We start from the raw sequence: 26,729 nt of genomic DNA, 5'->3' as shown, positions 1-26,729 counted from the left end.
GTCGCCCTCGCACGAGGGCGTCGGCGACCCGGCCCCGCACCCTGGCGGCGGCGGTTCGCCGCCGCGAGCGGGGAGCGCGGTGTGCAGTTGGCCGTCAGCGCATCCTTCTTGTCCGCCGCCGCACGGCTCGCCGCAGGCCGGTTCCACCGGCGTCCGCGTCCACCGAGACTGCCGGGGTCAGGGAGTGCGGCGCCGCACGTCCGCTCCGGGCGCCTCGGGCCGGCCGGGGCCCGCACTCCGCCATCCGCCTTCGGCGCGCGCCCTGACGGCTGCCCGGTGCCGCCGCGGTGCCGCCCGCGTCCCGACCGGGGAGTGACCGCACCTTGGCAGCCGACCTGATCCTCACCAACGCCACCGTCTACACGGTCGACCGCGCGCGCCCGTGGGCCACCTCGCTGGCCGTCGAGGGCGGCCGGGTGCGCGCGCTCGACGACGTCGAGCACGGGCCGGACACCGAGGTCCGCGACCTGGGCGGCGCGTTCGTCATGCCCGGCCTGGTGGACGTGCACAACCACCACGCGCTGGCCGGCCGCGCCGCGCTGTTCGAGCTGGCCTTCGGCGGCGACCTGGGGTTCGAGGCGATCCTGGACGCGGTCCGGTCCCGGTCGCGCGACCTCGGCCCCGACGAGTGGGTGGTCGGCGGCGCGTGGGCGTCGACGCTGGTGGAGACGCTGTCGCACGAGTCGGCCCGGCACGCGCTCGACGCGGCGGCGGGCGGCCGGCCGGTCATGCTCTCCGACGACAGCAGGCACAACCGGTGGGTGAGCAGCCGGGCGCTGGAGCTGGCCGGCGTCACCGCCTCGACCCCGGACCCGGCGGGCGGCGTGATCGTCCGCGACCCGGTCACCGGCGCGCCGACCGGCGTGCTGCTGGAGGCCGCGGGCGTCCGGGTGGAGCGGGCGGTGCGGGAGACCGGCATCCTGACCGAGGAGCAGCACGCGAGCGCGTCGCGGCACGCCATCGGCGTCCTGCACTCCTACGGCATCACCGCGTTCCAGGACGCCGGGGTGTCGGTCGACATCCTCCGCGCGCTCAAGTCGCTCGACGACGCGGGCGAGCTGACCGCCTGGGTGGTCACGTCGCTGCTGATCAACGACCCGATCTTCGGGTACGACCCGATCGGCTCGGAACTGCTGGCGGTGGGCGGTCGCTACCGCGGCGAGCACCACCGGCCGGACTTCGTCAAGATCTTCCTCGACGGCGTGCCGCCGACCCGGACGGCCGCGTTCCTGGAGCCCTACCTGCCGGACGAGGTGCACGGCGCCTGCTTCCACGGCGCGCCCACCATGCCGCCCGCCGAGCTGGAGGGCTGGCTGCGCGCCGCCGCGGTGGCCGGGCTGTCCGCCAAGGTCCACTGCACCGGCGACGCCTCGGTGCGCGCCACGCTGGACGCCGTGGCCAAGCTGCGCGCGGAGGGTCACACCGACACGAAGTTCCAGGTCGCGCACGGGCAGTTCGTGCACCCCGACGACCTCGCGCGGTTCGGCGAGCTGGGCGTGGCGGCGGACATCTCGCCGTTCCTGTGGGTGCCCGGCGTCATCCCCGACGCCATCGCCAACGTGCTGCCCGCCGAGCGCGCGACCCGGATGCAGCCCAACCGCGCGCTGCTGGACAGCGGCGCGCTGGTCGCGGGCGGGTCGGACTGGCCGGTCAGCGAGTCGCCGAACGCCTGGGAGGGCATCCAGGGCCTGGTGACCCGGCAGGACCCGGCGGGCGCGCACCCCGGCGCGCTGTGGCCCGAGCAGGCGATCACGCTCGCCGAGGCCGTCGAGGCGTTCACCCTCTCGGGCGCTCGCGCGATGGGCGTCGACGACGTCACCGGGTCGCTGACGCCGGGCAAGTCCGCCGACTTCGTCGTGCTGGACCGCAACCCCTTCGAGAGCGCCGTGGACGAGCTGTACACGACTCGCGTGATGGAGACGTGGTTCGCGGGACGCCGCGTGTTCGCCCGCGACTGAACACCCGGATATCGGTGCGCGTCCCCCATTTGTCCTCAATGGACACTCTACTGAGGACGGATGGGTGACGCGGTCGGCAGCTCACGGCGTGGACCGCGAGCGCCGCCGGGTGATCACGGTGTGGACGACGACCAGTGCCGCGAAGAACGGCAGGCCGACCCGCCACGCCGTGTCCAGCCCGTCGATGAAGGCCGTGGACACCAGGACGGCGAGCAGGAACAGCGCCGCGAGGCCGGACGTGACGGGCGCGCCCCACAGCCGGACCGGCGACCGGTGGGTCGCGGCGCGCCGGAACGCCCAGTGGGTCGCCAGGATGAGCATCCAGACCAGCAACGCGCCGAACACGGAGACGCCGAACAGGGCGAGGTAGGCGCTGCCGGACGTCGCGGACAGGGCGACGGCGAGGGCGGGTCCCAGCGCGGACAGCGCCAGCGCGTTGCGCGGCACGCCGGTCCGGCTCACCCGCGCGGTCCACGCGGGCGCGTACCCGTCGGCCGCCAGCGAGTGCAGCATCCGCGTCGACAGGTACAGGTTGGTGTTGGCGCTGGACAGCGCGGCGGTGAGCACGACGAAGTTGATGATCGTCGCGGCGGCCGGCACGCCCGCGCCCGCGACGACGCGGACGAACGGGCTGGCGTCGACGGAACCGCCCTGCGCGGTCACCGTCCAGGGCGCCACGGTGACGATGACGGCGATCGCCAGGACGTAGAACAGCACGAGCCGGAGCACCATGCGGCGCGCGGCGCGCGGCAGGTCCCGGCCGGGGTTCTCCGACTCCGCGGCGGTGACCGCGACGACCTCGGTGCCGAGGTAGCTGAACAGCACGAACACCATCGCCAGGAACAGGCCCGACACGCCGTTGGGCAGGAAACCGCCGTGCGCGGTGAGGTGGGACAGGCCGGTGGCGGGCGACTCGGGCAACCCCACCGCGATCAGCAGCAGGCCCAGCGCGATGAAGACGGCGACGGCGACCACCTTGACCATCGCGAACCAGTACTCCACCGCGCCGAAGAACCGCACCGCCAGGGCGTTCGCGGTGAGCACCACCGCCGAGAACGCGGCCACGAGCGGCCACAGGGGCAGGTCCGGCCACCAGAACCGGACGTACAGCCCCGCCGCGACGATCTCGCCGCCGACCGCGATGGCCTGGATGGTCCAGTACGTCCAGCGCTGCACGAAACCCGCCAGCGGCCCGAGGTAGCGGTGCGCGACGGCCCCGAACGACCCGGCCTCCGGGTGCACCACGACCATCTCGGTCAGGGCCCAGGCGATGACGAACGCGACGAGCGCGCACAACGCGTACGCGACGACGATCGCGGGTCCGGCGTGGGAGATGGCGAGCGCCGAGCCGAGGAACAGCCCCGTGCCGATCGCGCCGCCGAGGCCGATCATGCTCAGCTGGGGCCCGGTGAGGGCGCGCCGCAGGCCGCGCGTGTCGGTGGTGGGAGGTGGGACCGCCACGCGACCCTCCAGCCGGTGCACGGGGACCGAGTCGTCCTCGTGAGTGTCCGGTGGGGGAGGGGTGCCGTCAACCGGCGAACGGCGGCTTGCGGTGGCGGCCGTGGGAGGCGGCTCGCGGACCGGGTGCCGGTATGCGGTCGGCGACGTGGTGCGGTGGTGCGGAGTGGTGCGACGGCGCGGTGGGTGAAGCGCGGTCGTGTGGGCGCGGAGATGCCTGCGGCGTCGCGAAGGTGGGCGGCCGGTCGGGTCGTTGACGCCGGGCTCGACGCGCTCCTAACATCGGGATCGTCGGCACCGGAAGCCTTTCGGCGTGGGGGGCGATGCACACGGAACCGACCAGTGGCCAGTTCCGGGAGGAGTTCCCGGTGCTCGCCGACACCGTCCACCTGGCGAGTTGCAGCCAGGGCGCGTTGTCCGGCGAGCTGCTGGCGGCGCTCGGCGGCATGACCTCCGCCATGCGGGAGCAGGGTGCGCCGTGGGACCTGTGGATGGCCGAGGTGGACCAGGCCCGCCGCCGGTTCGCCGCGCTGGTGGGTGCCGACCCGCACGAGGTCGCGGTGGTGCCCTCGGCGTCGGAGGGCGCGTACCAGGTGGCGTCGACCAGGGACTGGGCGGCGCGGCCGGTGGTCGTCACCACGGACATGGAGTTCCCGTCGATCGGCCACGTGTGGCTGGCGCAGGGCGCACGCGGCGCGGAGGTCGTCCACGTGCCCGAGCGGGGCGCGGCGGTCGACGAAGGCGAACTCGTCGCGGCCGTCGACGAGCGCACCGGCCTGGTGTCGATCCCCCTGGTGTCCTACCGCAACGGCGCGCGGATGCCCGTCGCCACCGCGGTGACCCGTGCGCGCGAGGTGGGCGCGAAGGTGTTCGTCGACGCTTACCAGGCCGTCGGCGTGCTCCCGGTCGACGTGCGCGAGCTGGACTGCGACTACCTCGTCGCGGGCGCGTTGAAGTACCTGTTGGGCCTGCCGGGTGTGGCGTTCCTCTACGCACGCGACGGCGTCGCGGACGACCTGCCGCCGCAGTTGACGGGCTGGTTCGGGCGGACCGACCCGTTCCGGTTCGACCCCCGCGCCCTCGACTTCCCCGCCGGCGCCCGCCGCTTCGAGACCGGCACACCGGCCATCCCCGCCGTGTACGCCGCCAACGCCGGTATGCGACTTCTGTCCAAAGTGGACACCAAGACCATCGGCGGGCACGTCGTGGATTTGGCCACGCGGACCCGTGACCGGCTCGTGGCCGCGGGCGAGCGGATCTGGGCGCCGCCCTCGCCCACCGCGACCGGCCCGGTGGTGGCGCTGCTCGACGACCACCCCGACCGGCTGGCCGCCCACCTGTCCCGGCGGCGCATCTTCACCGCGCCGCGCGGTCCCGTGCTGCGGCTGTCGTTCCACTACTACACCGACGAGTCCGATGTGGACGCCGTGTGCTCCGCGATCGCGGACTACCGGGCCGAAAACTGAGGAGCGCTCGTGCCGAACCTGCGGGAGAACGCGGAACCGGCCGATCGCGCCCGGCCGCACCACCCCGAAACTGCCCTGGAGCTGCCGTGAGCGGGGTCTTCCACTACACCGACGGCACACCTTCGCGTGAGGGCGCGCTCACCGCCTACGCGACGCACCGGGACGACGTGACCGGCCTGCGGCAGGCGGTCCACCACTACCGGTCGGGCCGGTCGGGCCCGCGCGCGCCCGGCGCGGGCCGGCTGGAGGCGCTGTACGTCCTGTCCGGCACGGGAACCCTGCACCGCCGGGACGGCGGCCACCCGCTGCGACCGGAGTCGGCGGCGTTGCTCGTGGGCGCGGAACCCTGCGAGATCAGCACGGACGGGGAACTCGTCCTGGTGTCGGTCTCCGCCGACGAACGGCCCGAGGTCGCCTGCGGCCCGCCGCACGCGGTGCTGGACCTCGCCGACCGGTCCACGCAGGACGCCGTGAGCGACCGCGAGTACCAGGTCCTGTTCGACCCGGCGACCGGGTGCTCAGGCGTGACCCAGTTCCTCGGGCACATCCCCGCGGTGCGGACACCGCGGCACTACCACCCGTACAGCGAGATGGCGTTCGTGGTGGGCGGTTCGGGTCGGGTGGAGATCGAGGGCGCGGTGTCCGCCCTCGGGCCCGGCAGCTGCTTCCACCTGCCCGCCGGCGTGCCTCACCGGGTGGAGAACACGGGGTCCGGCTTCCTGCGGCTGCTGGGCGTGTTCACCCCGGCGGGCAGCCCCGCGCAGCACACACCCGTGGCATGACCGAAGGCACCGCCGACTTCGCAGACCCCAGACAGGAGTGGACCCATGTCGGTTCTCCGGAACCTCCTCGACGCCCTCGGCTCCGGCCGGGTGGAGATCGTCGACCTGACCGCGCCGCTGCACTCGGGCACCCCGGTGTTGCGGCTGCCCGAACCGTTCGCCAACACGGTCCCGTTCCAGCTCAGCGAGATCAGCCGCTACGACGACCGGGGTCCCGCGTGGTACTGGAACGACATCCACACCGGCGAGCACACCGGCACCCACTTCGACGCGCCGGTGCACTGGGTGACCGGGCGCGACGGGCACGACGTCTCGCAGGTGCCGCCGCGCCGGCTGGTCGGCCCCGCCGCGGTGCTGGACTTCGCCGACGCCGCCGCGGCGGACCCGGACTTCCTGCTGGAGGTCGACCACGTGCGCGCCTGGGAGGCCGAGCACGGCCCGCTGCCGGACGGTGGTTGGGTGCTGTACCGCACGGGCTGGGACGCGCGGGGCGAGGACGAGGAGGCGTTCCTGAACTCGGGCCACACGCCGGGGATCTCGCCGGACTGCGCGCGGTGGCTGGCCGACGAGACCTCGATCCTCGGGATCGGCGTGGAGACGGTGGGCACCGACGCGGGCGCGGCGCCCACCCTCGACCCCGCGTTCCCGTGCCACTCCCTGCTGCTCGGCGCGGACAAGTACGGCCTGACGCAGCTGCGCAACCTCGCCGCGCTGCCGCCGACCGGCGCGGTGGTGCTGGCCTCGCCGCTGCCGATCGTGGGCGGGTCGGGCAGCCCGACGAGGGTGCTGGCCCTGGTCGAGCGGTGACCGTCGCCGAGGCCGTCGGCCGGGTCCTCGCCGACCTCGGGGCCGACCACGTCTTCGGCGTGGTCGGCAGCGGCAACTTCCACGTCACCAACGCCCTGGTCGCGGCCGGCGCGCGGTACGTCGCGGCGCGGCACGAGGGCGGCGCGGCGACGATGGCGGACGCCTACGCGCGCACCGGCGGCGGGCTCGGCGTGCTGTCCGTGCACCAGGGCTGCGGGCTGACCAACGCCATGACCGGCATCGCGGAGGCGGCCAAGAGCGGGACGCCGCTGCTGGTGCTGGCCGGCGAGGCGACCTCGCCGCGGTCGAACTTCGCCGTCGACCAGTGCGCGCTGGCCGCCGCGGTCGGCGCGGTGCCGCTGCGGGTGCGCGCCGCGTCCGCGCACCGGGACGCGGCCCACGCCGTCCGGCTGGCGCGGGAGAACCGCGCGGTGCTGCTCAACCTGCCGCTGGACGTGCAGGGCGAGCCCGCCACGGACGTGCTGCCGCCCGCGCCACCCGCACCGCCCGCGCCACCACCGGACGTCGCGCAGCTCGCGGCGCTGCTCGCGGCGGCCCGGCGGCCGGTGTTCGTGGCCGGTCGGGGCGCGCGGCACGCCGGCCCCGCGCTGGCCGCGTTGGGGGCGCGGTGCGGCGCGCTGCTCGCGACCTCGGCGGTGGCGCACGGGTTGTTCCGCGACGACCCGTGGTCACTGGGCATCTCGGGCGGGTTCGCCACCCCGCTGGCGGCGGAGCTGATCGCCGCCGCGGACCTGGTCGTCGCGTGGGGTTGCGCGCTGACGGGGTGGACCACGCGGCACGGCACGCTGATCGGCCCGGACGCGCGGGTCGCCCAGGTCGACGTCGACCCGGCGGCGATCGGCGGGCACCGACCGGTGGACGGCGGCGTGGTCGGCGACGTGCGCGCGGTGGCCGAGGCGCTGGCGGACGTGGTCGAACCCGCGCCCGGCTACCGGTCGGCCGAGGTCGCCGCCCGGATCGCCGGCGCGGGCCGGTGGCGTGACGTGCCGTTCGCCGACGAGTCCGACGGGCGGCGGATCGACCCGCGCGCCCTGTCGGTCCGGCTGGACGACCTGCTGCCCGCGCGGCGGGTGGTGGGCGTGGACTCCGGCAACTTCATGGGTTACCCGAGCGCGTACCTGTCCGTGCCCGACGAGCGCGGTTTCTGCTTCACGCAGGCGTTCCAGTCGGTCGGGCTGGGCTTGGCGACCACCATCGGCGCGGCCCTCGCCCGGCCCGACCACCTGCCCGTGGCGGCGCTCGGCGACGGTGGCGCGCTGATGGGCGTCGCCGAGCTGGAGACGGTCGTGCGGCTCGGCCTGCCGATGGTCGTGGTGGTGTACAACGACGCCGCGTACGGCGCGGAGGTGCACCACTTCGGGCCGGCGGGGCACCCCCTGGACGCCGTGCGGTTCCCGGACACCGACTTCGCCGCGCTGGGCCGGGGCTTCGGCTGCGCCGGGCTGACCGTGCGGCGAGCCGAGGACCTGGCGGGGCTGGCCGACTGGCTGGCCGGTCCGCGCGACCGGCCGCTGGTGGTCGACGCGAAGGTGACCGGCCGGCGCGGCGCCTGGTGGCTGGAGGAGGCGTTCCGGGGCCACTGAGCCCGGTGGGCACCCGACGCCGACGGCCACCCGTCCGGTGGAAGACCGGCCCGCACCGGGGACCGGTCCCACCGGCCGGGTGTTCACTGGCGACCATGTCGCGCACAGCCGTCCTCGCACTGGTGGCCGCCGGCCTGCTCACCGCCTGCGGTAACCCGCCGCCGGTCACCCCCGCACCGCCGACCACCTCGTCGGACGCGCCCGCGCCGACGTCGAGCCCGGCGGCGGGCGCGCACGTCCTGGAGATCGACGTGACCGGCACCGCAGTCCTCACCTCCCTCGTCTTCACGCTGGACGGGAACTCCGGCGAGGAGAAGGAGGTGGCGCTGCCCTGGCACAAGACCGTCGAGGTGCCGCGCGGCACCGGCCGCCACGAGTGGCGGCTGGCGATGAAGCACAGCGGCGGCACCCTGTCCGCGACGGCCACCACCAACGGGCAGCTCGTGACGCGGACCGGGGGCAGCGGCTCGCCCGGCAGCGACAACACCGCAACCCTCACCGGCAGCTTCTCGGACTGACCACGGCCACCCGCGCCCGGCCACCGGCCTCATGCGCCAAGTGACGCGACCGCCACCATCCCCTCGCTCGCTACCGCTCCCGCTCGGTTCCGCGAGGCCGCGTCGGTGGTTCACGGCGCGTCTTTCGTCGATCACGTTGTTCGATCGGCGAAAGACACCCCGTGTGCCGCCGACCAAAAGGCGGCCGAGCCCGCCCGACGGAGGAGGGCAAATTCAACTTCCCTGCTCGCTAGTGCTCCCGCTCGGTTCCGCGAGGCCGCGTCGGTGGTTCACGGCGCGTCTTTCGTCGATCATGCTTTTCGATCGGCGGGAGACGCCCCGTGTGCCGCCGACCAAGAGGCGGCCGAGCCCGCCCGACGAAGGAGGGCAATTCAACACAGCCGCAGATGTGATGACCACCGCCCCGCCGATCACCGTGGGCCAGGTCAGCTCCTCGTGCAGCAGCACGGCCGCCCACGAGATGGTCATCACCGGCTGGACCAGCTGCACCTGGCTGACCCGCGCCATCGGCCCGATCGCCAGGCCCCGGTACCAGGCGAAGAAGCCCAGGAACATGCTCACCACGGCCAGGTAGCCGAACGCCGCCCACTGCGCCGCCGTCCCGGACGGTGGCCGCTGCACCGCCGACGCGACCGTCAGCGCGGTCATCAGGGGCGCGGCGAGCACCAGGGCCCAGGACACGGTCTGCCACGAGCCGAGTTCGCGGGCGAGCAGCCCTCCCTCCGCGTAGCCGATCGCCGCCGCGACCACCGCCCCGAACAGCAGCAGGTCCGACCAGTGCAGCCGCCCGAACCCGCCGCCCTGGACCGACGCGAACACCAGCGCCGCGAGCGCGCCGACCGCGGACAGCACCCAGAACGACGCCGGCGGGCGCTCCTTGCCGCGCGCCGCGGCCAGCACGGCGGTCGCTACGGGCAGCAGCGCGACCACCACCGCGCCGTGGCCGGCGGGCGCGGTGGTGAGCGCGTAGGAGGTCAGCACCGGGAAGCCGACGACCACCCCGCCGGCGACCACGGCCAGCCGCGCCCACTGCCCGCCGCGCGGTCGGGGTTGCCTGGTCAGGGCCAGCGCGGCGGCGGCGAGCAGCGCCGCCACGACCGCCCGCCCCGCGCCGATGAACAGCGGGGACAGGCCGCCGACGGCCACGCGGGTGAACGGGACGGTGAAGGAGAACGCCACCACGCCCAGCAGCCCCCACCCCAGGCCCGCGCCCGGCGGCGGTAGCACCCGCGGCGATTGCAGAGTAACGCTATCGTGTCCTGACATGTCCAACGATAGCGCCGACCGGATCGTGGCCGGCCTCCGCACCTGGCTCGCCCAAGCCCCACCGGGCGCGCGGGTGCCCTCCAACCGGGCGCTGGTGGCCGAGTACGGCGCGAGCCCGGTCACCGTCCAGAAGGCCATGCGCACCCTCGGCGCGCTCGGGCTGGTCGAGTCCCGGCCCGGCGTGGGCACGTTCGTCCGCGCCGCGCGCGCCGTCGCACCGCCCGACTACGGCTGGCAGACCGGCGCGCTGCGCTCGTCGCACACCCGCGCGCCCGTCCTGGCCACCCCGCTGCGGCTCAACCCGTCCGACGCGATCGGCCTGCACGCCGGCTACCCCGACCGCGACCTGCTCCCCGAACGGCTGGTGCGCGCCGCGCTCGCGCGGGCCGCCAGGGGCGACGCCGCGCTGGCGAGGTCCGCCGCGGACGGGCTGCCGGAGCTGCGCGCCTGGTTCGCCACCGAGCTGGCCGGGGCCACCCCGCCCGGCGTCACCCCGCCCGCGCCGCGCGACGTGGTGATCCTGCCCGGCAGCCAGAGCGGCCTGAGCACGCTGTTCCGCTCGCTGGTCGGCGCCGGCCGCCCGCTGCTCATCGAGTCGCCGAGCTACTGGGGCGCGATCCTCGCCGCGGCGCAGGCCGGCGTGCGGGTGGTGCCCGTGCCGAGCGGCTCGGCGGGCCCGGACCCCGACGAGCTGGCGCGGGCCTTCGCCGAGACCGGGGCGCGCGTGTTCTACGCGCAGCCGAACTACGCCAACCCCACCGGCGCGCAGTGGTCGCCGGACCTGGCCGACCGGGTCCTCGACGTGGTCCGCGCCCGCGGCGCGTTCCTGATCGAGGACGACTGGGCGCACGACCTCGGCATCGACACCACCGCCCGGCCCATCGCGGCCCGCGACGACGCGGGCCACGTCGTCTACCTGCGGTCCCTGACCAAGAGCGTGTCGCCGGCCGTGCGGGTCGCCGCCGTCGTCGCCCGCGGCCCCGCGCGCGACCGCGTCCTCGCGGACCGGGGCGCGGAGTCGATGTACGTCAGCGGCCTGCTCCAGGCCGCCGCGCTCGACGTCGTCACCCAGCCGGGGTGGCGCACCCACCTCCGCGCGGTGCGCCACCAGCTTCGGGCGCGCCGTGACCTGCTCGCGGCCGGCCTCGCCGAGCACGTGCCGCAGGCGCACCTGGACCACGTCCCGCCCGGCGGCCTCAACCTGTGGGCCCGCCTGCCCGACGACACCGACCTCGGCCGGCTCGCCCGCGACTGCGAGGCCGAGGGCGTCGTGATCGCGCCCGGCACCGAGTGGTTCCCCGCCGAGCCCAGCGGGCGCTTCATCCGCCTCAACTTCGCGGGCCCGGACCCCGACCGGTTCCCCGAGGGCGCGCGCGTCCTCGGGCGCGTGCTGGGCCGGTCCGGCGCCCGGCGCGCCGGAGCGTGACGGGTGGTCGGCGACCCGCGAGGGGCCGGCGAACCGGTCAGACGCTGCGCAGGACCGACACGACCACACCCAGGACGACGGCCTCGTCGCCGTCGATGACGTCGTAGGCCGGGTTGCGCGGCTCCAGCCGGACGTGGCCGTCGCGCCGCCGGTACACCTTGACGGTGGCCTCGCCGTCGATCATCGCGGCGACGATCTGACCGGAGTGCGCCTCGTGCTGCTGCCGGACCACGACGATGTCGCCGTCGCAGATCGCCGCGTCGACCATCGAGTCGCCGCGCACCCGCAGGCCGAAGACGGCACCGCGCCCGGTGATCCGGCGGGGCAGCGACAGGACGTCGTCGACGTGCTCCTCGGCCGCGATGGGGCTGCCCGCGGCGATGTCGCCGACCACCGGCACGGCCACCGCGTCCTCGGGCTCCCGCCGGGGTCGCTCGCCGAGGAACGCGCGCACGTCGATCGGTCGCGCCACCGCCGACCCGCGCCGCAGGAACCCCTTGTCCTCCAGGCTCGCCAGGTGCTTCGACACCGCCGACGTGGACCGCAGGCCGACGGCGTCGGCGAGCTGGCGGGTGCTCGGCGAGTACCCGTGCCGGACCACCCAGTCCCGGATCGCGACCAGGATGCGCTGCTGACGCGGCGGCAGGGTCGAGGTGTCCAGGTGCTCGAACGCGTCGGGATCGTGGTAGGCGGTCACCCGCCGGATGATAGCGGCAGGCGGGCCGGTCGCGGCCGGTCGCGCGGCGCGGTCCGGCGGCCGGTCGCGCGGCGCGGTCCGGCGGCGGGTCGGTCACGTGGCGCGCGTGACCAGCTTGTCGAACGCGCGGTCCGGCAGGAACCGGTTGAGCCGCAACAGGGTCCCGGCCAGGTAGCCGACGGCGTAGCGCGGCTTCACGCGGTGCGCCCCGGCGGCCCGCACGATGGCCCGCGCGACGACCGACGGGTCCGACGCCCTGCTGCCCGCGCCCAGCTGCGTCTCGGCGCGGGCCGCCATCGCCTCGGCGACCTCCCGGTACGCGCCCCGCCCGGAGATCTCGCGCAGCTCCCGCGCGGTCCCGTCCTCGAACTCCGTCCTGATGATGCCGGGCTGGATGAGCACCACGTCCACGCCGAACGGCCGCACCTCCTGCCGCAGCGTGTCGGAGTACGCCTCCAGCGCGTGCTTGGACGCGTAGTACCAGGCCCCGAGCGGCAGGGCGATCTCGCCGCCGATCGAGGACACGTTGACGATCCGCCCGGAGCGCTGCTCGCGCATCCGCGGCAGGACCAGCTGCACCAGCCGGGCGGGCGCGAAGAGGTTGACCTCGAACTGGTTGCGCGCCTGGTCGAGCGGCACGTCCTCGATGGCGCCGTGCAGCCCGATACCGGCGTTGTTCACCAGCACGTCGATCCGGCCCTGCTCCTCCAGGACGGTGTCCACCGCGCGGCGGAGGTCGTCCTCCTCGGTGACGTCGACGGCCAGCGCGCGAGCGCCGGCGGCGCGGATCGGGTCCATCCTCCGCAGGCGGCGCGCGACCCCGTACACGACGTGCCCGGCGCGCAGGAGTTCGAGCGCGGTGGCGTGGCCGATCCCGGACGATGCGCCGGTGACGAGGCATACCTTGGCGGTCACGGCTCACCGGTCCCAGGTGACGGGCAGGCGGTGGACGCCGTGGATGAGCATGTCGCCGCGCGTGGCGACGTCGTCGGCGGCGACCGCCAGGCGCAGGTCCGGGAACCGCTCGAACAGCGCGGGCAGCGCGACCCGCAGCTCCACGCGCGCCAGCTGCTGGCCCAGGCACTGGTGGACGCCGTGGCCGAACGCCACGTGCCCGCCGGACGGGCGGCGCAGGTCGAGGGCGTCGGGCTCGGTGAACCGCGCGGGGTCGCGGTTGGCCGCCGGGATCGACGCGGTGACCGACTCGCCCGCCTTGATCACCACGCCGGCCAGCTCCACGTCCTCCAGCGCCACGCGGACCGTGAACGGGATGATGCTCAGGTACCGCAGCAGCTCCTCGACCGCTTGGTCGGTGGACCCCGGGTCGGCGCGCAGGACCGCGAGCTGGTCGGGCGCGCACAGCAGGGCGAACGTGCCGAGCGCGATCATGTTCGCGGTGGTGTCCAGGCCCGCGCCGAGCAGCGTGAAGCCGATGTTCACCAGCTCCTCGTCGGTGAGGTCGCTCTCGGTGAGGCCGCTGAGCAGGTCGTCGGTGGGCGCGGCGCGCTTGGCCGCCACCAGCTCGCGGACGATCTCGTTGACGGCGGTGTAGGCGGCCATCACCTCCTCGTGCGCGGCGCCCAGGCGGACGAGCTGCGTCGCGTGGTGCCGGAAGCGCTCGCGGTCCGCGTCGGGCACGCCCAGCAGCTCGCAGATCACCCGGGCCGGCACGGGCTGCGCGAACGCCTCCACGAGGTCCACGACGGGGCCCTGCCGCTCCATCGCGTCGAGGTGCTCGGCCGTGATCCGGCGGACCTCCTCGGTGAGCTGCCGCATCCGGCGCACGGTGAACTGGCCGGTGAGCAGCCTGCGGTAGCGGGTGTGCTCCGGCGGGTCGGTGGCGGTGAAGTTGCCCGGCGGCGCGGGGGTGCCCGCGGCGGCGACGCCGGGGATCGGGACGTGCCGCAGCTCGCTCCGGGCGCTGAAGCGCGGGTCGGCCAGCACCTCCCGGAGGAGGGCGTGGCCGGTCACGAGCCAGCCCACGTGCCCGTCCGGGTAGGCGAGGCGGCTCAGCGGCTGCCGCTCGCGCAGCTCGGCGAGGCCGTCGGGCGGGTCGAAGGGGCGGCCGGGCGCCCGCCCGGTGGGCAGCGGGGGCACCTGCGGCGGTGTGGTCACGTCGGTTCCTTCCTGGTCGGCGCGTCGCACGCGGGCGACGCGCTCCGGTGTGTTCACGATGTCGAAAAAGCTACGACCGGTTACCCGTAGCGGCAATGTCCGTCGCGTCGATTCCCTTTATCTCCGCAGCTAAATCTCGAACAATCGTTGCGAAGAGCGTGTCGGCGAACGCAACGCTGGCGAGTCAAATGTTGCAATGGGATGGATGCGAACGCACACTGGCGGCACGACGCCGCACGGCCGGGCGGCGCGCCGCTGGCAGGGGAGGACGGATGCCGGGAGGACGCCTCGACCACGAGGACCGCAGGGTCATCGCCGAGGGGCTGGCCGAGGGGCTCGGGTACGCCGAGATCGCCCGCCGCCTGGCGCGGCCGACGTCGACCGTCAGCCGCGAGGTCGCGCGCAACGGCGGGCCCCGCGACTACCGGGCCAACCGCGCGCACCAGGCGACCGCGCGGCGCGCCCGCCGCCGACCGGGCCGCGTCGCCGGGTCGGCCGCCACCGGGCAGGCCGCCGACCGCTCCGGCCGCGCCTTCGAGGCGGTGCGGGAGTTCGAGCGGATGTTCGCGCGGATGATGGTCCAGACCGGCCTGCCGCCGATGATGGCGAGGGTGCTGGCCTGCCTGTTCACCAGCGACACCGGCAGCCTCACCGCCGCCGAGCTGGTCCGGCGGCTCCAGGTCAGCCCCGCGTCGGTGTCCAAGGCGGTGAAGTACCTGGAGCCGCTGGAGATGGTCAAGCGCGAGCGCGAGCCCGGCGGGCGGCGCGAGCGGTACGCCATCGACGAGGACGTCTGGTACCGGGCGTGGCTGGCGAGCACCCGTTCGATGGCGATGTGGGCGGCCACCGCCGGGCGGGGAGCGGACGTCCTCGGCCGCACGACGCCGGCGGGCGCTCGCCTGCACACCACGAGCCGGTTCTTCCGGCACATCGGGCAGGACATGGCGAAGGCGGCCGAGCACTGGCGGCAGGCGCTCACCGGCCGGCCGTGACACCCCGGTGGTGGCACGTCGTCCGGGCTCCTGTTGCGGCCGTCCACAGTGGAAAGTAGGAACGGAGCTGTCCGGTGCCACCGTCGGGTTCGAGGAGTCCTCATGCTGGCTGCCCGGTTGAACGTGAAGACCCGCTCGCTGGCGGTGGAGGAGGTGCCCACGCCCGAGCCGGGGCCGGGGCAGGTGCGCGTCCGGGTGGCCGCCGCCGGCGTGTGCCTGTCCGACGTGCACCTGATCGACGGCAGCCTCTCGCCGCTGTTCCTCACGGGTGACGTGGTCACCCTCGGTCACGAGGTGTCGGGCACCGTGGACGCGCTCGGCCCCGGCGTGACCGCGCCGGCCGAGGGGCAGCGGGTCCTGCTGCAAGCCGGTGAGGAGCGCGCCGGCGTCGTCTACACGCGCGGGGTCGACTACGACGGCGGGTGGGCGCAGTACGCGCTGGCCGCCGCCGACACGGTCGTGCCCATCCCGGACAGCCTGCCGTTCGAGCAGGCGGCGATCCTGCCGGACGCGGTCAGCACGCCGTGGGCGGCGATCGCGACGACCGGCGAGGTGCGCCCCGCCGAGGCCGTCGGCGTCTGGGGCGCGGGCGGGCTGGGCGCGCACGGCGTGCAGCTGCTGCGGCTGGCCGGCGCGGCCCCGATCATCGCCGTCGACCCGCTGCCCGCGGCCAGGGACCGCGCGCTGGCGTTCGGCGCGGACTTCGCCTTCGACCCGGCCGACGCGGAGCTGCCGCGCCGGGTGCGCCAGGCCAACGGCGGGCGCGGCCTGGCGGCGGCGTTCGACTTCGCCGGGGTGGCGGCGGTGCGCGAGCAGGCCGTGGCGTGCCTGGCGGCACACGGCCGGCTGGTGCTGGTCGGGCTGACCGACCGACCGCTCACCATCACCGACGGCACCGCGTTCAGCTACTTCCAGCAGCAGGTGCGCGGTCACTACGGCTCCGAGCCCCGGCACCTGACCGAGCTGGTGAACCTGGTCGCGCACGGGCGGATCGACTTCGCCCGGTCCATCACCGACGTGCTGCCGCTGACCGCGGCGCAGGAGGCGGTGGACCGGCTGATCCGCAAGGAGGGCGACCCGATCCGCCTGGTGCTCCGGCCCTGAGCGAGCCGGTGGACCGCGCCCGCCGCCGTGCCGTCGAGCGGCGGGTCGCCCGGCCGGGCGCCTACGGCACGCGGGCCGGCTCCGGCCGGCGGCGCGCCCGCGCGATCGAGTGGCAGATCACCACCAGCAGGGACAGCGCGGGCACGGACTGCCCCAGCAGGTACTCGCCCAGCGCGTAGTCGGCGACGGGCACGGCGAGGCAGGCGGCGAACGCACCGGCCGGCGCGGCGGGCGGCTTGCCCGGCCGCGCCCACGGCGTGCGCTTGAAGGGTTTCGCCACCGACAGCCACACCTGGACCGCCAGGGCGGACGCCATCAGCAGGGAACCCACGCGCATCAGCGCGGGCGAGCCGTCGGGGTGCAGGTTCGGGCTCAGGACGAAGATGCCCGCGTACAGCTGGCTGACCGTGATCACGGTCTTGGCCAGCACCCACCAGTGGCGGAAGTAGCCCCATGGCGTGAGGCCGGACAGCATCAGGCCGGTGAACGCCGACGTGGTCGCCATGAACTGCAACACCTCGACGTCGATGAGCAGCGCCACGTCGAACGCCGCCGCACGGGCCGGGCCCGACGCGCCCAACGCGTAGGTGACGGCGACGAACAGGGCCAGTGCCATGCACATCCAGCCCGTCGACGTGACGACGTGCAACCAGACCAGCGCTTTCCGTGCCACAGTGCCTCCAAACGAGTAGGTACGCTACACATAGTACGACTACCTGTCGGGTAGTGCGGCGGTCCGGGCGCGCCCCCGCCGCCCCCGCCCGTCGGGCGTTCCGCCGCGTCCGTTCGCCGCGTCCGCAGACGGCGTTCGTTCACCGTGCGGACACCCGTGGAGCACCGGGAATTCGTCCGAACGGTCGTACGGGTCTCACTCGCCCCGGCCGGCTTGACAAGCACGCGCGGCGTCGCGAATCCTCCGCTGGGCCGAACCGATCGCCGGTCCGGAATCCCTTGTCCACGAGGAAGGTCCGCACCGTGACCCACAGCGCTGAGAGGTCCCGCGCCCGGCGGGGCGTGGCCGAGCCGCACGGCGGTCGGCGGTTCGCCGGAGCCCTCCGGCTGGTCGGCCTCGCCGCCGCCGCGGCGCTGGTCGCCGCCTGCGGCGCGCCGCCCGCGAAGGACGGCGCGGCGGTCGACGCCGACGCCGCGTCCGCCAAGTCCGCCGCCGGGTTCGGCGGACTGGCCAAGCTCGTCGAGGCGGCCAAGAAGGAGGGCAGGCTCAACGTCATCGCGCTGCCGCCGGACTGGGCGAACTACGGCGAGATCATCAAGGCGTTCGAGGCCGAGTACGGCATCGAGGTCGAGTCCGCGCAGCCCGACGCGTCCAGCCAGGACGAGATCAACGCCGCCAAGCAGCTCAAGGGCAACGACCGCGCGCCGGACGTGTTCGACCTCGGCCTGAACGTGGCGCTGGCCAACAAGGACCTCTTCGCGCCCTACCAGGTCGAGACGTGGGCCGACATCCCCGCCGAGCTGAAGGAGCCCGACGGTCGGTACTACGGCGACTACGGCGGTTTCATGTCCATCGGCTACGACGCGGCCAAGGTGCCCGCGCCGAAGTCCGTCAAGGACCTGCTCAAGCCCGAGTACCAGGGCAAGGTCGCGCTCAACGGCGACCCGACGCAGGCCGGCGCGGCGTTCTCCGGCGTCGTGATGGCCGCGCTGGGCAACGGCGGCTCCGCCGACGACATCGCGCCCGGTGTCGAGTTCTTCAAGCAGCTCAAGGCCGCCGGCAACTTCCTCCCGGTCGACCCGTCGCCCGCGACCATCGAGTCCGGCCAGACGCCGGTCGTCATCGACTGGGACTACACCAACGCCGCGCAGACCGCCAAGCTCGCCGGCAAGGCGGACTGGAAGGTCGTCGTGCCGCAGGGCGCGCAGGTCGGCGCGTACTACAACCAGGCCGTCAACAAGGACGCGCCGCACCCGGCCGCCGCGCGGCTGTGGCAGGAGTTCCTGTTCTCCGACAAGGGCCAGAACCTGTACCTCCAGGGGCTGTCGCGCCCGGTGCGGCTGGACGCGCTGACCAGGTCCGGCAAGGTCGACGCCGCCGCCGCGGCCAAGCTGCCCGAGACCGGGGGCGAGCCGGTGTTCCTGACCCAGGAGCAGGCGGACAAGGCGAAGAAGGCGCTGTCCGAGACGTGGGCTCGGGCGGTGGGCTGACCGGTGGTCGCACCCGTCGCCGCCCCGGCCCCGCGCGCGGACGCCGCCCCCGGCCGGGGCCCCGGCACGCGGCCGTGGCTCGCCTGGCTCGTCGTCGTGCCGTTCCTGGTCTACGTCGGCGTCTTCCTGGTCTACCCGACCGGGGTGGTGCTGGCCGGCGCCTTCCAGGACGCGGACGGCGCGTTCACGCTGGAGAACCTGGCCGCGCTGGGCGAGGGCGTGCACCGGCAGGCGTTCCTGCGCAGCGTCGAGCTGTCCGCGTGGACGGCCCTGCTGGGCGCGGTGTTCGGCGCGCTGCTGTCGTGGGCGGTGTCGGTGGGCCGGCCGGACGGGTTGCCGCGCCGCGTGGTGGTGGCCGGGTCCGGTGTGCTGGCCCAGTTCGGCGGTGTGCCGCTGGCGTTCGCCTTCCTGGCCACCGTGGGGTTCCAGGGTTTCGTCACGCGGCTGCTGAAGGACGTGTTCGGCCTCGACCTGTTCGCGGGCGGCGCGTGGCTGTTCGAGATGCCCGGACTCGTGCTGGTCTACACGTTCTTCCAGGTACCCTTGATGGTCATCGTGTTCCTGCCCGCGCTGGACGGCCTCCGTCCACAGTGGAGGGAAGCGGTCGACGGCCTCGGCGGCACCGCGTGGACCTACTGGCGGCACGTGGGCGGACCCGTCCTGCTGCCCGCGTTCCTGGGCGCGCTGCTGCTGTTGTTCGCCAACGCGTTCTCCGCGTACGCGACGGCCGCCGCGCTGGTGTCGCAGGGCAGCCCCATCGTGCCGTTGCAGATCCGCGGCGCGCTGACCGGCGAGGTGCTGCTCGGCCAGGAGAACGTCGGCAAGGCGCTGGGGCTGGGCATGGTCGTGGTCGTGGCGGTCGCCATGAGCCTCTACGCGCTGCTGCACCGGAGGTTCGCGCGATGGCAGTGAAGGTGGTCCGCGGGCTGGTGCTGGCGCTGCTCGGCGCGTTCTTCCTGCTGCCGCTGGTCGCGATGGCCGAGTTCGCCACGCGCGGCCCGAACGGCACGCGCGGCCTGGAGTCGTGGTCGGGCATCGTGTCCGACCCGGACCTGGTCGAGGCGATCGCGGTGTCCGTGCAGCTCGCCGCCGCCAGTTCGCTGCTCGTGCTGGTGCTGCTGGTGCCGACCATGACCTGGATCCGGCTGCGGCTGCCGGTGCTGCGGCGACCGGTGGAGTTCCTGTGCCTGCTGCCGATCACGATCCCGGCGATCGTCCTGGTCGTCGGCCTGGCCCCGCTGTACGCGTGGGTGGACTACTTCCTCGGCGACTCGCCGCTCACGCTCGCCTTCGCCTACGCCGTGCTGGTGCTGCCGTTCGCCTACCGGGCGATCGACGCGGGCCTGTCGGCGATCGACCTGAAGACGCTGGCGGAGGCCGCGCGCGGGCTCGGCGCGTCCTGGGGCGCGGTGCTGCTGCGGGTGGTGGTGCCCAACATCCGCACCGCGCTGATCGGCGCGTCGCTGCTGTCGGTCGCGCTGGTGCTGGGCGAGTTCACCATCGCGTCGCTGCTGAACTTCGACACCCTGCAGGTCCGGGTGAACCTGCTGGGCAAGCGGAACGCGGGCGTGTCCATCGCGGTGTCGCTGCTGAGCCTGCTGTTCGCGTTCGCGCTGCTGTTCCTGCTGTCGTTCGTCGGCGGGCGGCGGCGGGACACCGTCGCCGAGGAAGGCTGAGATGGGTTACCTGGAGTTGCGCGGGCTGCGCAAGTCGTTCGGCGGCCAGCCCGCGCTGGCGGGGCTGGACCTGGTGCTGGAGCGGGGCGAGCTGGTGAGCCTGCTGGGGCCGAGCGGCTGCGGCAAGACCACCGCGCTGCGCATCGTGGCCGGGTTCGAGACCGCCGACGAGGGCGTGGTCCGGGTCGACGGGCGCGACCTCACCGGCGTGCCCGCGAACAAGCGCGACATGGGCATGGTGTTCCAGTCGTACAGCCTGTTCCCCAACCTGACGGCCGCGCAGAACATCGCGTTCGGCCTGCGCCTGCGCAAGGTCCGCGACCGGGCCGGGCGGACGGGCGAGCTGCTGGACCTCGTCGGCCTGGGGCACCTGGGCAAGCGGTACCCGCACCAGCTCTCCGGCGGCCAGCAGCAGCGGGTGGCGCTGGCGAGGGCACTGGCCGTCCAGCCCCGCGTGCTGCTGCTGGACGAGCCGCTGTCGGCGCTGGACGCCAAGGTGCGGGTGAACCTGCGGGAGGAGATCCGCCGCATCCAGACCGAGCTGGGCATGACGACCCTGTTCGTCACCCACGACCAAGAGGAGGCGCTGGCCGTCTCGGACCGCGTCGGCGTGCTGTCCCAGGGGCGGCTGGAACAGCTGGACACACCCGCCGTCGTGTACCGGCAGCCCGCGTCGGCGTTTGTGGCGCAGTTCGTGGGCGTCACCAACGCGGTGCTCGGCACCGCCGAGGAAGGCGGCGTGCGGCTGGGGGCGTACCGCCTGACCACCGCAGCGGCGGACGGGCTTGCGGCCGGGGCGGCGGTGAAGGTGCTCGTGCGACCGGAGGACATCGGGATCGCCCAGCACAGCGGGCAGGACAACGGCGCGCTGGTCGGGAACGTGCTGACGCAGAGCTTCCTGGGCGCGGTGACGCGGCTGTCGGTCCGGCTCGACGGCGGCGACCAGGTCGTGCGGGTGGACCAGCCGTCGAGCCGGGCGGTCGACTTCCCGCCGGGCACGACGGTGGCCCTCGACCCGTCACCAGGGCGGCTGATGGTCGTCGAGGTCTGAGGACCACCGCCGGAGGGCACCGGTCCTGCCGGCACACCGCCGCTCTGAAGCGCGCCATGCTTTCTACGCAGCGTCACCACAGCAGGGTGAGCACGGACTCAGCGTGCCCGGAAGGCCGGCAAGTCTTGGATGGTCGTGGGGAACGCTACGCAGCTCGACCACCCCCTCGATCGGGTACGAATCCGCCGCACCGCCCCCGCATCAGTTCGACTCGGAGCCGCAAGCGACCGAGTCGCATCCCTGTTGCGCCAGGCCGAACAGATGGGGGTCGCGGCGGCGTATCGGGTCTCAACGATGGGGTGGTCCTGTTGCGTAGCGTCCCCGACGACCGTCCAAGACCTGCGTGGCTTCCGGTCGCCTCGCCGCCGTGGTCCCCCTGCTGTGGTCCCGTTGCTTCGAAAGCACAACGCAGTTCACGGCCGGCTCCCGGTCACCCAGCCGAAGTGATCCCGTGCAGCACCTGGTCCAGGAGGGCCTGGAGGACGGCCTCGCCCTGCTCGGGGTCACCCGGCCGCACGGTTCGCGCCGCCGCCTCCACCGCACCGTGGATCAGCAGGGCGCGCAGCCCCGCCTGCGGCACCCCCGCCTCGACCAGCACGCCGGCCAGCGGCGCGAGCAGCTTCTCGTGCTCGGCCCGGATCTGCCGCCTGCTCGCCTCGGGCAACGCGTGCGCGGACAGCGCGACGACCGCACCGTGACTGCCGTCGACCACCATCGCGAGCACGGTGCGCAGGTACGCCTCGACCTTGGCGGGCACGTCGTCCGCCGCGTGCACCGCCTCCGCCAGCCGACGCGCCCGGTCGGGCAGCTCGTCGGTCACGATGGCGGCGAAGAGTTCCTCGCGGGACCGGAAGTACTCGTACAGCGAGGGCCGGGACAATCCGACCCGGCGCGCCAGGGCCGCCAGCGTCAGGGCCTCCGGGCCCTCCTCGGCGACGATCGCCCGGCCCGCGTCGAGCAGGTCCCGGAGCCGGTTCGCGCGGTGCTGCGCGACGGTCTCGGCGCTGATCCTCGGCACGGACCGGATGGTAGCCCTGGTGTTCCCGACGCGCCGTTGGGATAGTTGCCTACGTAGCGTCGGTAACCCGGAGGTGCCGCATGTTCGTCGCGACCAACCGCCTGTTCGTGCCCGCCGACCGCGCCGAGGAGTTCGAGGCGCACTTCCGGCGGAACATGCGCGAGTACCTGCCGGGCGTGCCCGGCCTGCGCCGCAGCACGCTGTTGCGCCCCACCCGCCCGGACCAGCCGTACGTGTCGGTCAACGAGTTCGACAGCGAGGACGACTTCCGCGCGTGGGTCGCCTCCGACTCCTTCCGGGAGGCGCACCGGCGCAACGCCGGCATCGCGCGGCACGTCACGGGCAACGCCGTCGAGACGTTCCAGCCGTCGGAGGACCTGGTGCTCGGCGCTACGGGACCCTGAACCGCCGGCGCTGCGGGACCCGCTACGGGATCGTGATCGCCCGCATCCGCGCGATCTCGTCGGACTGCGACGCGACGACGTCGTTGGCCATCTCCTCCACGCGCACGTCCGAGCCACTCGCCAGCAGCTCGTTCGCCATCGTCAGCGCGCCCTCGTGGTGGGCGATCATCAACTGGAGGAACAGCCGGTCGAACTCGGGGCCTCGGGCGGCCCGCAGCGCGGCCAACTGCTCGTCGGTCGCCATGCCGGGCATCGAGCGGTGGTCGACGTGCGGCAGCTCGCCGCGGTGGCCGTGGGCCGGCGCCTGCTCGGCGAACTGGCGTCGCCACTGCTCCATCGCCCCGATCTCCGGGCCCTGGGTGTCGTGGATGCGGGAGGCCAGGCCCTTCACCGTCTCGTTGGACGCCCGTTCGGGTGCCAGTGCGGACATCACCAGCGCCTGCCGGTGGTGCTCGATCATGCTCGCCACGTACTTCAGGTCGGCCTCGCTCGGCGCGGACCACCGGTCGGTGCCGACGTCCTCCGGCGCCACCGTCGCGGCCTGCTCACCAGGCCCCTTGGGCACGATGACGGGCGGAGAGTCACCGGCCGGGGCCGTGCAGGACGCCAGGGACGCGACCAAGACCGCGACGAGCAGGACCCTCATCCGACCGACCCCCTAGGTTCGGCGACACCGTACCCGGCGTTCCCACCTGCCGGAAAGCGTCACCTTACCGACGAACGGGTCTGGTGGTTAGCGATGCGAACGGGCAATACTGCAATTCCTGCTACAGGTTTGGAAGGGGCGACCTGAAGTGAATGCACGCGATTCGTCGCGACGGCGCAGAACCGTCGCGACCCTGGGCGCGGTGGCGCTCGCGTTCTCGACCCTGACCCTGGCTCCGCAGGCGGTGGCGGACCCCGGCGTCGACGCCGACCTGGCCGGGCTGTCGGAAGCCCAGCTGGCGGCGCAGGAACAACCGGGAACGGGTCTTCCCGGTGTCGACGAGATCCGCAACAGCCGCAACGTGAAGCACATCGCGAACCTGCCCAAGCCCGCCCCGTTCACCGAGAACTCCACGTGGACGGACCTCGCGTTCCAGGACGGCTACGCGTTCGACGGCAACTACGACGGGTTCGTCATCTACGACGTCCGCAACCCGCACCGGCCGAAGATCGTCAGCACGGTGCTGTGCCCCGGTTCGCAGAACGACGTCTCGGTGAGCGGCAACCTGCTGTTCCTGTCGACCGACTCCTCGCGCAGCGACAACTCGTGCGCCAGCACTCCGCTGCCGGCCACGAACAAGGACGCCTGGGAGGGCATCAAGGTCTTCGACATCAGCGACAAGCGCAACCCGCGCTACATCGCCGCCGTCGAGACCAAGTGCGGCTCGCACACCCACACGCTGGTGCCGGACAAGAAGGGCCGCAACGTCTACCTGTACGTCTCGTCGTACAGCCCGAACGCGGCCTTCCCGGACTGCCAACCGCCGCACGACCTGATCTCGGTCGTGAAGGTGCCGCTGAAGAACCCGGCGGCGGCTTCGGTGCTGTCCGAGACCGTGCTGTTCCCCGACGGCGGCAACGCCGGTCGGCCCGGCACCATCCCGGACGGCTACGTGACGGCGACCTCGGGTTGCCACGACATCACCGTGTACCCGGCCAAGGACCTCGCGGCGGGCGCGTGCATGGGTGACGGCGTCCTGTGGGACATCTCCGACCGGGAGCGGCCCCGCGAGATCAGCCGGGTGCAGGACGACGTGAACTTCGCCTTCTGGCACTCCGCCACGTTCAACAACGCCGGCACCAAGGTCGTCTTCACCGACGAGCTGGGCGGCGGCGGCGCGGCGACCTGCAACGAGACCATCGGCAAGACCCGCGGCGCGGACGGCATCTACGACATCACCGGTCGCGGTGACGGCCGCAAGCTGGAGTTCCGCTCGTACTACAAGATCTCCCGGACCCAGGGCGACACCGAGAACTGCGTGGCGCACAACGGTTCGCTGATCCCCGTCCAGGGCCGCGACATCATGGTGCAGGCGTGGTACCAGGGCGGCATCTCGATCTGGGACTTCACCGACTCCCGCAACCCCAAGGAGATCGGCTGGTTCGAGCGCGGCCCGCTGCCGGACGGCAAGGGCGGCGGCGCGTGGTCCACGTACTACTACAACGGCTACATCTACTCCTCCGACATGGCCAAGGGCCTGGACGTCCTCGACATCCGCGACCCGCGGGTCCTCTCCGCGAAGCTCGTCCGCGTGGGTGAGCTGAACGTGCAGACCCAGGGCCAGTACCGGGACCTGTTCCCGAGGTAGTCCCGGCCCGCCGGACCGAGGGGCCCGCCCGGACGATCCGGGCGGGCCCTTCCACGTGGAACGGACTCGCCGAACGGCGCCCACCGTGCACCGCCGCCCTGAAGCCCGCCGTGCCCTCCCTGCTGTGGTCCCGTTGCTCCACGAGCACACCGCGGCTCCTGCGATCCCCCGCGCGTGACCGGACCGGCCGTTCCACCCGGTCGACCCGCAGGTCAACCGATCGGTTGATCCGGGTCCGACCCGACGAGCGATTCGGCCGCACGGGTCGGCGGCGAGGCTGGGCGCATGGCAATCATCGAGGTGGTCGACCTCGTCAAGAGGTACGACCGGAAGGTCGCGGTGGACGGGGTGTCGTTCTCCGTCGACGAGGGGGAGGTCTTCGGCATCCTCGGACCGAACGGTGCGGGGAAGACGACGACCGTCGAGTGCGTCGAGGGGTTGCGCGCGGCGGATTCCGGCGTCATCCGGGTGGACGGGCTCGATCCCCGCCGGGACCGGGACGCGGTGCGGGAACGGCTCGGCGCGCAGTTGCAGAGCAGCGAGCTGCCGGACCGGATCCGCGTCGGCGAGGCGCTGGCGCTGTACGCCTCCTTCTACCGCGAGCCCGCCGACTGGCGCGAGCTGCTGGGGCTGCTGGGGCTCGCGGACCAGGTCCGCACCGAGTACCGCAAGCTGTCCGGCGGGCAGAAGCAGCGCGTGTCGATCGCCCTGGCGCTGGTGGGCAGGCCGCGGATCGCCGTGCTGGACGAGCTGACCACCGGCTTGGACCCGCAGGCCCGCCGGGACACCTGGGGCCTGGTGGAGCGGGTACGCGACTCGGGCGTCACCGTCGTCCTCGTCACGCACTTCATGGCGGAAGCCGAGCGCCTGTGCGACCGGCTCGCCCTGATCGACGCGGGCAGGCTGGTGGCCGTGGACAGCCCCGCCGGGCTGGTGGCGCGCGTCGACGGCGGGCAGACGGTGCGGTTCCGGCCGACCACCCCGCTGGACGTGGCGCTGCTGGCGGCGCTGCCCGAGGTGGACGCGGTCGAGCGGCGCGGCCCGCAGGTCGTCGTCACCGGCCGGGGGAACCTCCTGCACGCCGTCACGTCCGTGCTGGCCCGCAACCAGGTGGTCGCCGCCGACCTGCGCGTCGAGCAGGCCGGCCTGGACGACGCCTTCATCCGCCTGACCGGCAAGACCCTCCCGGAGTGAGCACCGTGATCAGGATCGTCAGGACCGAGTGGGCGCTGTTCCTCCGCGAGCCGGGCATGGTGGCGTTCGCGGTCTTCTTCCCGACCGCGCTGCTGCTGGTGCTGGGCGCGGTGCCGGCGCTGCGCACGCCCGACCCCAACTTCGGCGACCAGCGCTTCATCGACGCCTACGTGTCCACGCTGGTCGTCATCGCGCTGGCGTTCCTCGGCCTGAACAGGCTGCCCGCCACCGTCGCGACCTACCGGGAGAAGGGCGTGCTGCGCCGCTTCTCCACCACACCGGTCCACCCCGCCCGGCTGCTCGTCGCCCAGGTCGTGGTCAACCTGATCGCGGGCGTGCTGTCGATCGGGCTGCTCATGGTGGTGTGCAAGGCGGTGTTCGACATCGACCTGCCGCACCACCCGCTCGGGTTCGCCGCCGCGTTCCTGCTCGGGCTGCTGTCGCTGTCCGCGCTGGGGCTGCTGATCGCCGCGTGGGCGCCGACGGCCCGGTCCGCGGGTGGGTGGGCCACCGCGGTCTTCATGCTGGTCATGTTCTTCGGCGGCGCGTACCTGCCGCGCTTCCTGATGCCGGACTTCCTGGTGCGGGTGGGGGAGCACCTGCCGCCGGGCGTGGGCGCGCTCCAGGAGGCGTGGTTGGGCGCCGCGCCCAGCCCGGTGCACCTGGGCATCCTCGCGGTGACGGCGCTGGCGGCGGGTACCGTCGCGGCGAAGTCCTTCCGCTGGGAGTAGGTGCG

Annotated in this window: 25 protein-coding genes; 17 read left to right on the top strand and 8 right to left on the bottom strand. The window is 73.8% G+C overall.

The features are described 5' to 3' along the window. Positions 1–323: 323 nt before the first annotated feature. Positions 324–1,958 (top strand): amidohydrolase, encoded by a 1,635-nt coding sequence (locus C8E97_RS23775; protein ID WP_121007705.1) that lies wholly within the window; start codon positions 324–326, stop codon positions 1,956–1,958. 81 nt (positions 1,959–2,039) lie between these two features. Here the strand turns inward: C8E97_RS23775 and C8E97_RS23770 are convergent, their stop codons facing one another. Next, the gene (locus C8E97_RS23770) at positions 2,040–3,419 is read right to left on the bottom strand and encodes an amino acid permease (RefSeq protein ID WP_246019105.1); all 1,380 of its coding nucleotides are present in this window, start codon (positions 3,417–3,419) and stop codon (positions 2,040–2,042) included. A 320-nt stretch (positions 3,420–3,739) separates the two neighbouring features. On the opposite strand from C8E97_RS23770, the gene C8E97_RS23765 reads away from it, so the two are divergent. The 5 genes from C8E97_RS23765 (at position 3,740) to C8E97_RS23745 (ending at position 8,593) form a co-directional block, all read left to right on the top strand. Next, positions 3,740–4,882, top strand: coding sequence for an aminotransferase class V-fold PLP-dependent enzyme (locus C8E97_RS23765; RefSeq protein ID WP_121007704.1), 1,143 nt, complete (start codon positions 3,740–3,742; stop codon positions 4,880–4,882). Positions 4,883–4,968: 86 nt separating this feature from the next. Next, positions 4,969–5,664, top strand: a complete 696-nt coding sequence (locus tag C8E97_RS23760) for a cupin domain-containing protein (RefSeq protein WP_170211974.1) — start codon at positions 4,969–4,971, stop codon at positions 5,662–5,664. Between the two features lie 45 nt (positions 5,665–5,709). Next, positions 5,710–6,471, top strand: coding sequence for a cyclase family protein (locus C8E97_RS23755; protein WP_121007702.1), 762 nt, complete (start codon positions 5,710–5,712; stop codon positions 6,469–6,471). After that, positions 6,468–8,075 (top strand): thiamine pyrophosphate-binding protein, encoded by a 1,608-nt coding sequence (locus C8E97_RS23750; protein ID WP_121007701.1) that lies wholly within the window; start codon positions 6,468–6,470, stop codon positions 8,073–8,075. The genes C8E97_RS23755 and C8E97_RS23750 overlap by 4 nt, the downstream gene beginning before the upstream one ends. A 95-nt stretch (positions 8,076–8,170) precedes the next feature. Then, positions 8,171–8,593 carry a hypothetical protein gene (locus C8E97_RS23745; protein WP_121007700.1) on the top strand — a complete coding sequence of 141 codons (423 nt, stop codon included), beginning with the start codon at positions 8,171–8,173 and terminating at the stop codon, positions 8,591–8,593. A gap of 213 nt (positions 8,594–8,806) precedes the next feature. On the opposite strand, the gene C8E97_RS23740 is transcribed toward C8E97_RS23745, so the two are convergent. After that, positions 8,807–9,820, bottom strand: a complete 1,014-nt coding sequence (locus C8E97_RS23740) for a DMT family transporter (RefSeq protein ID WP_246019104.1) — start codon at positions 9,818–9,820, stop codon at positions 8,807–8,809. A 37-nt stretch (positions 9,821–9,857) separates the two neighbouring features. Between C8E97_RS23740 and C8E97_RS23735 the strand changes: the two genes are divergently transcribed. Further along, the gene (locus C8E97_RS23735; RefSeq protein WP_121007698.1) at positions 9,858–11,285 is read left to right on the top strand and encodes an aminotransferase-like domain-containing protein; all 1,428 of its coding nucleotides are present in this window, start codon (positions 9,858–9,860) and stop codon (positions 11,283–11,285) included. A gap of 37 nt (positions 11,286–11,322) precedes the next feature. Here the strand turns inward: C8E97_RS23735 and lexA are convergent, their stop codons facing one another. The 3 genes from lexA to C8E97_RS23720 form a co-directional block, all read right to left on the bottom strand. After that, complete coding sequence (gene lexA / locus C8E97_RS23730; protein ID WP_121007697.1) at positions 11,323–11,982, bottom strand: transcriptional repressor LexA; 660 nt, start codon at positions 11,980–11,982, stop codon at positions 11,323–11,325. A gap of 93 nt (positions 11,983–12,075) precedes the next feature. After that, positions 12,076–12,897: an oxidoreductase gene (locus C8E97_RS23725; protein WP_121007696.1), complete on the bottom strand. Its 822-nt coding sequence runs from the start codon at positions 12,895–12,897 to the stop codon at positions 12,076–12,078. Between the two features lie 3 nt (positions 12,898–12,900). Continuing rightward, positions 12,901–14,097 (bottom strand): cytochrome P450, encoded by a 1,197-nt coding sequence (locus C8E97_RS23720; protein WP_121012213.1) that lies wholly within the window; start codon positions 14,095–14,097, stop codon positions 12,901–12,903. A 272-nt stretch (positions 14,098–14,369) separates the two neighbouring features. Between C8E97_RS23720 and C8E97_RS23715 the strand changes: the two genes are divergently transcribed. Together C8E97_RS23715 and C8E97_RS23710 are read left to right on the top strand one after the other, a co-directional pair. Then, positions 14,370–15,089, top strand: coding sequence for a GbsR/MarR family transcriptional regulator (locus C8E97_RS23715; protein WP_121007695.1), 720 nt, complete (start codon positions 14,370–14,372; stop codon positions 15,087–15,089). 102 nt (positions 15,090–15,191) lie between these two features. Next, entirely contained in the window at positions 15,192–16,193 is a 1,002-nt protein-coding gene (locus tag C8E97_RS23710; RefSeq protein ID WP_121007694.1) for a zinc-binding dehydrogenase, read from the top strand. Between the two features lie 61 nt (positions 16,194–16,254). On the opposite strand, the gene C8E97_RS23705 is transcribed toward C8E97_RS23710, so the two are convergent. Then, positions 16,255–16,866 carry a hypothetical protein gene (locus C8E97_RS23705; protein WP_121007693.1) on the bottom strand — a complete coding sequence of 204 codons (612 nt, stop codon included), beginning with the start codon at positions 16,864–16,866 and terminating at the stop codon, positions 16,255–16,257. A gap of 302 nt (positions 16,867–17,168) precedes the next feature. Between C8E97_RS23705 and C8E97_RS23700 the strand changes: the two genes are divergently transcribed. The 4 genes from C8E97_RS23700 to C8E97_RS23685 are packed head-to-tail and all read left to right on the top strand — an operon-like array spanning position 17,169 to position 21,083. Beyond that, positions 17,169–18,356 carry an ABC transporter substrate-binding protein gene (locus C8E97_RS23700; protein ID WP_246019103.1) on the top strand — a complete coding sequence of 396 codons (1,188 nt, stop codon included), beginning with the start codon at positions 17,169–17,171 and terminating at the stop codon, positions 18,354–18,356. Positions 18,357–18,359: 3 nt separating this feature from the next. After that, positions 18,360–19,268 (top strand): ABC transporter permease, encoded by a 909-nt coding sequence (locus C8E97_RS23695; protein ID WP_121007692.1) that lies wholly within the window; start codon positions 18,360–18,362, stop codon positions 19,266–19,268. After that, positions 19,259–20,032 (top strand): ABC transporter permease, encoded by a 774-nt coding sequence (locus C8E97_RS23690; RefSeq protein WP_121007691.1) that lies wholly within the window; start codon positions 19,259–19,261, stop codon positions 20,030–20,032. Before C8E97_RS23695 ends, C8E97_RS23690 begins: the two co-directional genes overlap by 10 nt. A gap of 1 nt (position 20,033) precedes the next feature. Then, positions 20,034–21,083 (top strand): ABC transporter ATP-binding protein, encoded by a 1,050-nt coding sequence (locus tag C8E97_RS23685; protein WP_121007690.1) that lies wholly within the window; start codon positions 20,034–20,036, stop codon positions 21,081–21,083. 430 nt (positions 21,084–21,513) lie between these two features. Here the strand turns inward: C8E97_RS23685 and C8E97_RS23680 are convergent, their stop codons facing one another. Then, positions 21,514–22,101, bottom strand: coding sequence for a TetR/AcrR family transcriptional regulator (locus C8E97_RS23680; protein ID WP_121007689.1), 588 nt, complete (start codon positions 22,099–22,101; stop codon positions 21,514–21,516). Between the two features lie 80 nt (positions 22,102–22,181). Between C8E97_RS23680 and C8E97_RS23675 the strand changes: the two genes are divergently transcribed. Then, entirely contained in the window at positions 22,182–22,505 is a 324-nt protein-coding gene (locus C8E97_RS23675) for an antibiotic biosynthesis monooxygenase family protein (protein ID WP_121007688.1), read from the top strand. Positions 22,506–22,527: 22 nt separating this feature from the next. Here C8E97_RS23675 and C8E97_RS23670 read toward each other — a convergent pair whose 3' ends face one another. After that, positions 22,528–23,151, bottom strand: coding sequence for a DUF305 domain-containing protein (locus C8E97_RS23670; RefSeq protein ID WP_121007687.1), 624 nt, complete (start codon positions 23,149–23,151; stop codon positions 22,528–22,530). Positions 23,152–23,353: 202 nt separating this feature from the next. On the opposite strand from C8E97_RS23670, the gene C8E97_RS23665 reads away from it, so the two are divergent. The 3 genes from C8E97_RS23665 (at position 23,354) to C8E97_RS23655 (ending at position 26,724) form a co-directional block, all read left to right on the top strand. Next, positions 23,354–24,799 (top strand): LVIVD repeat-containing protein, encoded by a 1,446-nt coding sequence (locus C8E97_RS23665; RefSeq protein ID WP_121007686.1) that lies wholly within the window; start codon positions 23,354–23,356, stop codon positions 24,797–24,799. 285 nt (positions 24,800–25,084) lie between these two features. Beyond that, positions 25,085–25,993, top strand: coding sequence for an ABC transporter ATP-binding protein (locus C8E97_RS23660; protein WP_121007685.1), 909 nt, complete (start codon positions 25,085–25,087; stop codon positions 25,991–25,993). Further along, the gene (locus C8E97_RS23655) at positions 25,990–26,724 is read left to right on the top strand and encodes an ABC transporter permease (protein WP_121007684.1); all 735 of its coding nucleotides are present in this window, start codon (positions 25,990–25,992) and stop codon (positions 26,722–26,724) included. Before C8E97_RS23660 ends, C8E97_RS23655 begins: the two co-directional genes overlap by 4 nt. Positions 26,725–26,729: the final 5 nt, after the last annotated feature.

This window comes from Saccharothrix australiensis, from assembly GCF_003634935.1.
Classification (GTDB): Bacteria; Actinomycetota; Actinomycetes; order Mycobacteriales; family Pseudonocardiaceae; genus Actinosynnema; species Actinosynnema australiense.
This window is presented reverse-complemented; position numbering and strand designations above follow the sequence as displayed.

Coding starts and splice junctions, on each gene's coding strand:
- C8E97_RS23765 (WP_121007704.1), top strand. CDS start 3,740: ATGCACACGGAACCGACCAGTGGCCAGTTCCGGGAGGAGTTCCCGGTG.
- C8E97_RS23755 (WP_121007702.1), top strand. CDS start 5,710: ATGTCGGTTCTCCGGAACCTCCTCGACGCCCTCGGCTCCGGCCGGGTG.
- C8E97_RS23745 (WP_121007700.1), top strand. CDS start 8,171: ATGTCGCGCACAGCCGTCCTCGCACTGGTGGCCGCCGGCCTGCTCACC.
- C8E97_RS23735 (WP_121007698.1), top strand. CDS start 9,858: ATGTCCAACGATAGCGCCGACCGGATCGTGGCCGGCCTCCGCACCTGG.
- C8E97_RS23715 (WP_121007695.1), top strand. CDS start 14,370: ATGCCGGGAGGACGCCTCGACCACGAGGACCGCAGGGTCATCGCCGAG.
- C8E97_RS23710 (WP_121007694.1), top strand. CDS start 15,192: ATGCTGGCTGCCCGGTTGAACGTGAAGACCCGCTCGCTGGCGGTGGAG.
- C8E97_RS23690 (WP_121007691.1), top strand. CDS start 19,259: ATGGCAGTGAAGGTGGTCCGCGGGCTGGTGCTGGCGCTGCTCGGCGCG.
- C8E97_RS23685 (WP_121007690.1), top strand. CDS start 20,034: ATGGGTTACCTGGAGTTGCGCGGGCTGCGCAAGTCGTTCGGCGGCCAG.
- C8E97_RS23675 (WP_121007688.1), top strand. CDS start 22,182: ATGTTCGTCGCGACCAACCGCCTGTTCGTGCCCGCCGACCGCGCCGAG.
- C8E97_RS23670 (WP_121007687.1), bottom strand. CDS start 23,151: ATGAGGGTCCTGCTCGTCGCGGTCTTGGTCGCGTCCCTGGCGTCCTGC.
- C8E97_RS23660 (WP_121007685.1), top strand. CDS start 25,085: ATGGCAATCATCGAGGTGGTCGACCTCGTCAAGAGGTACGACCGGAAG.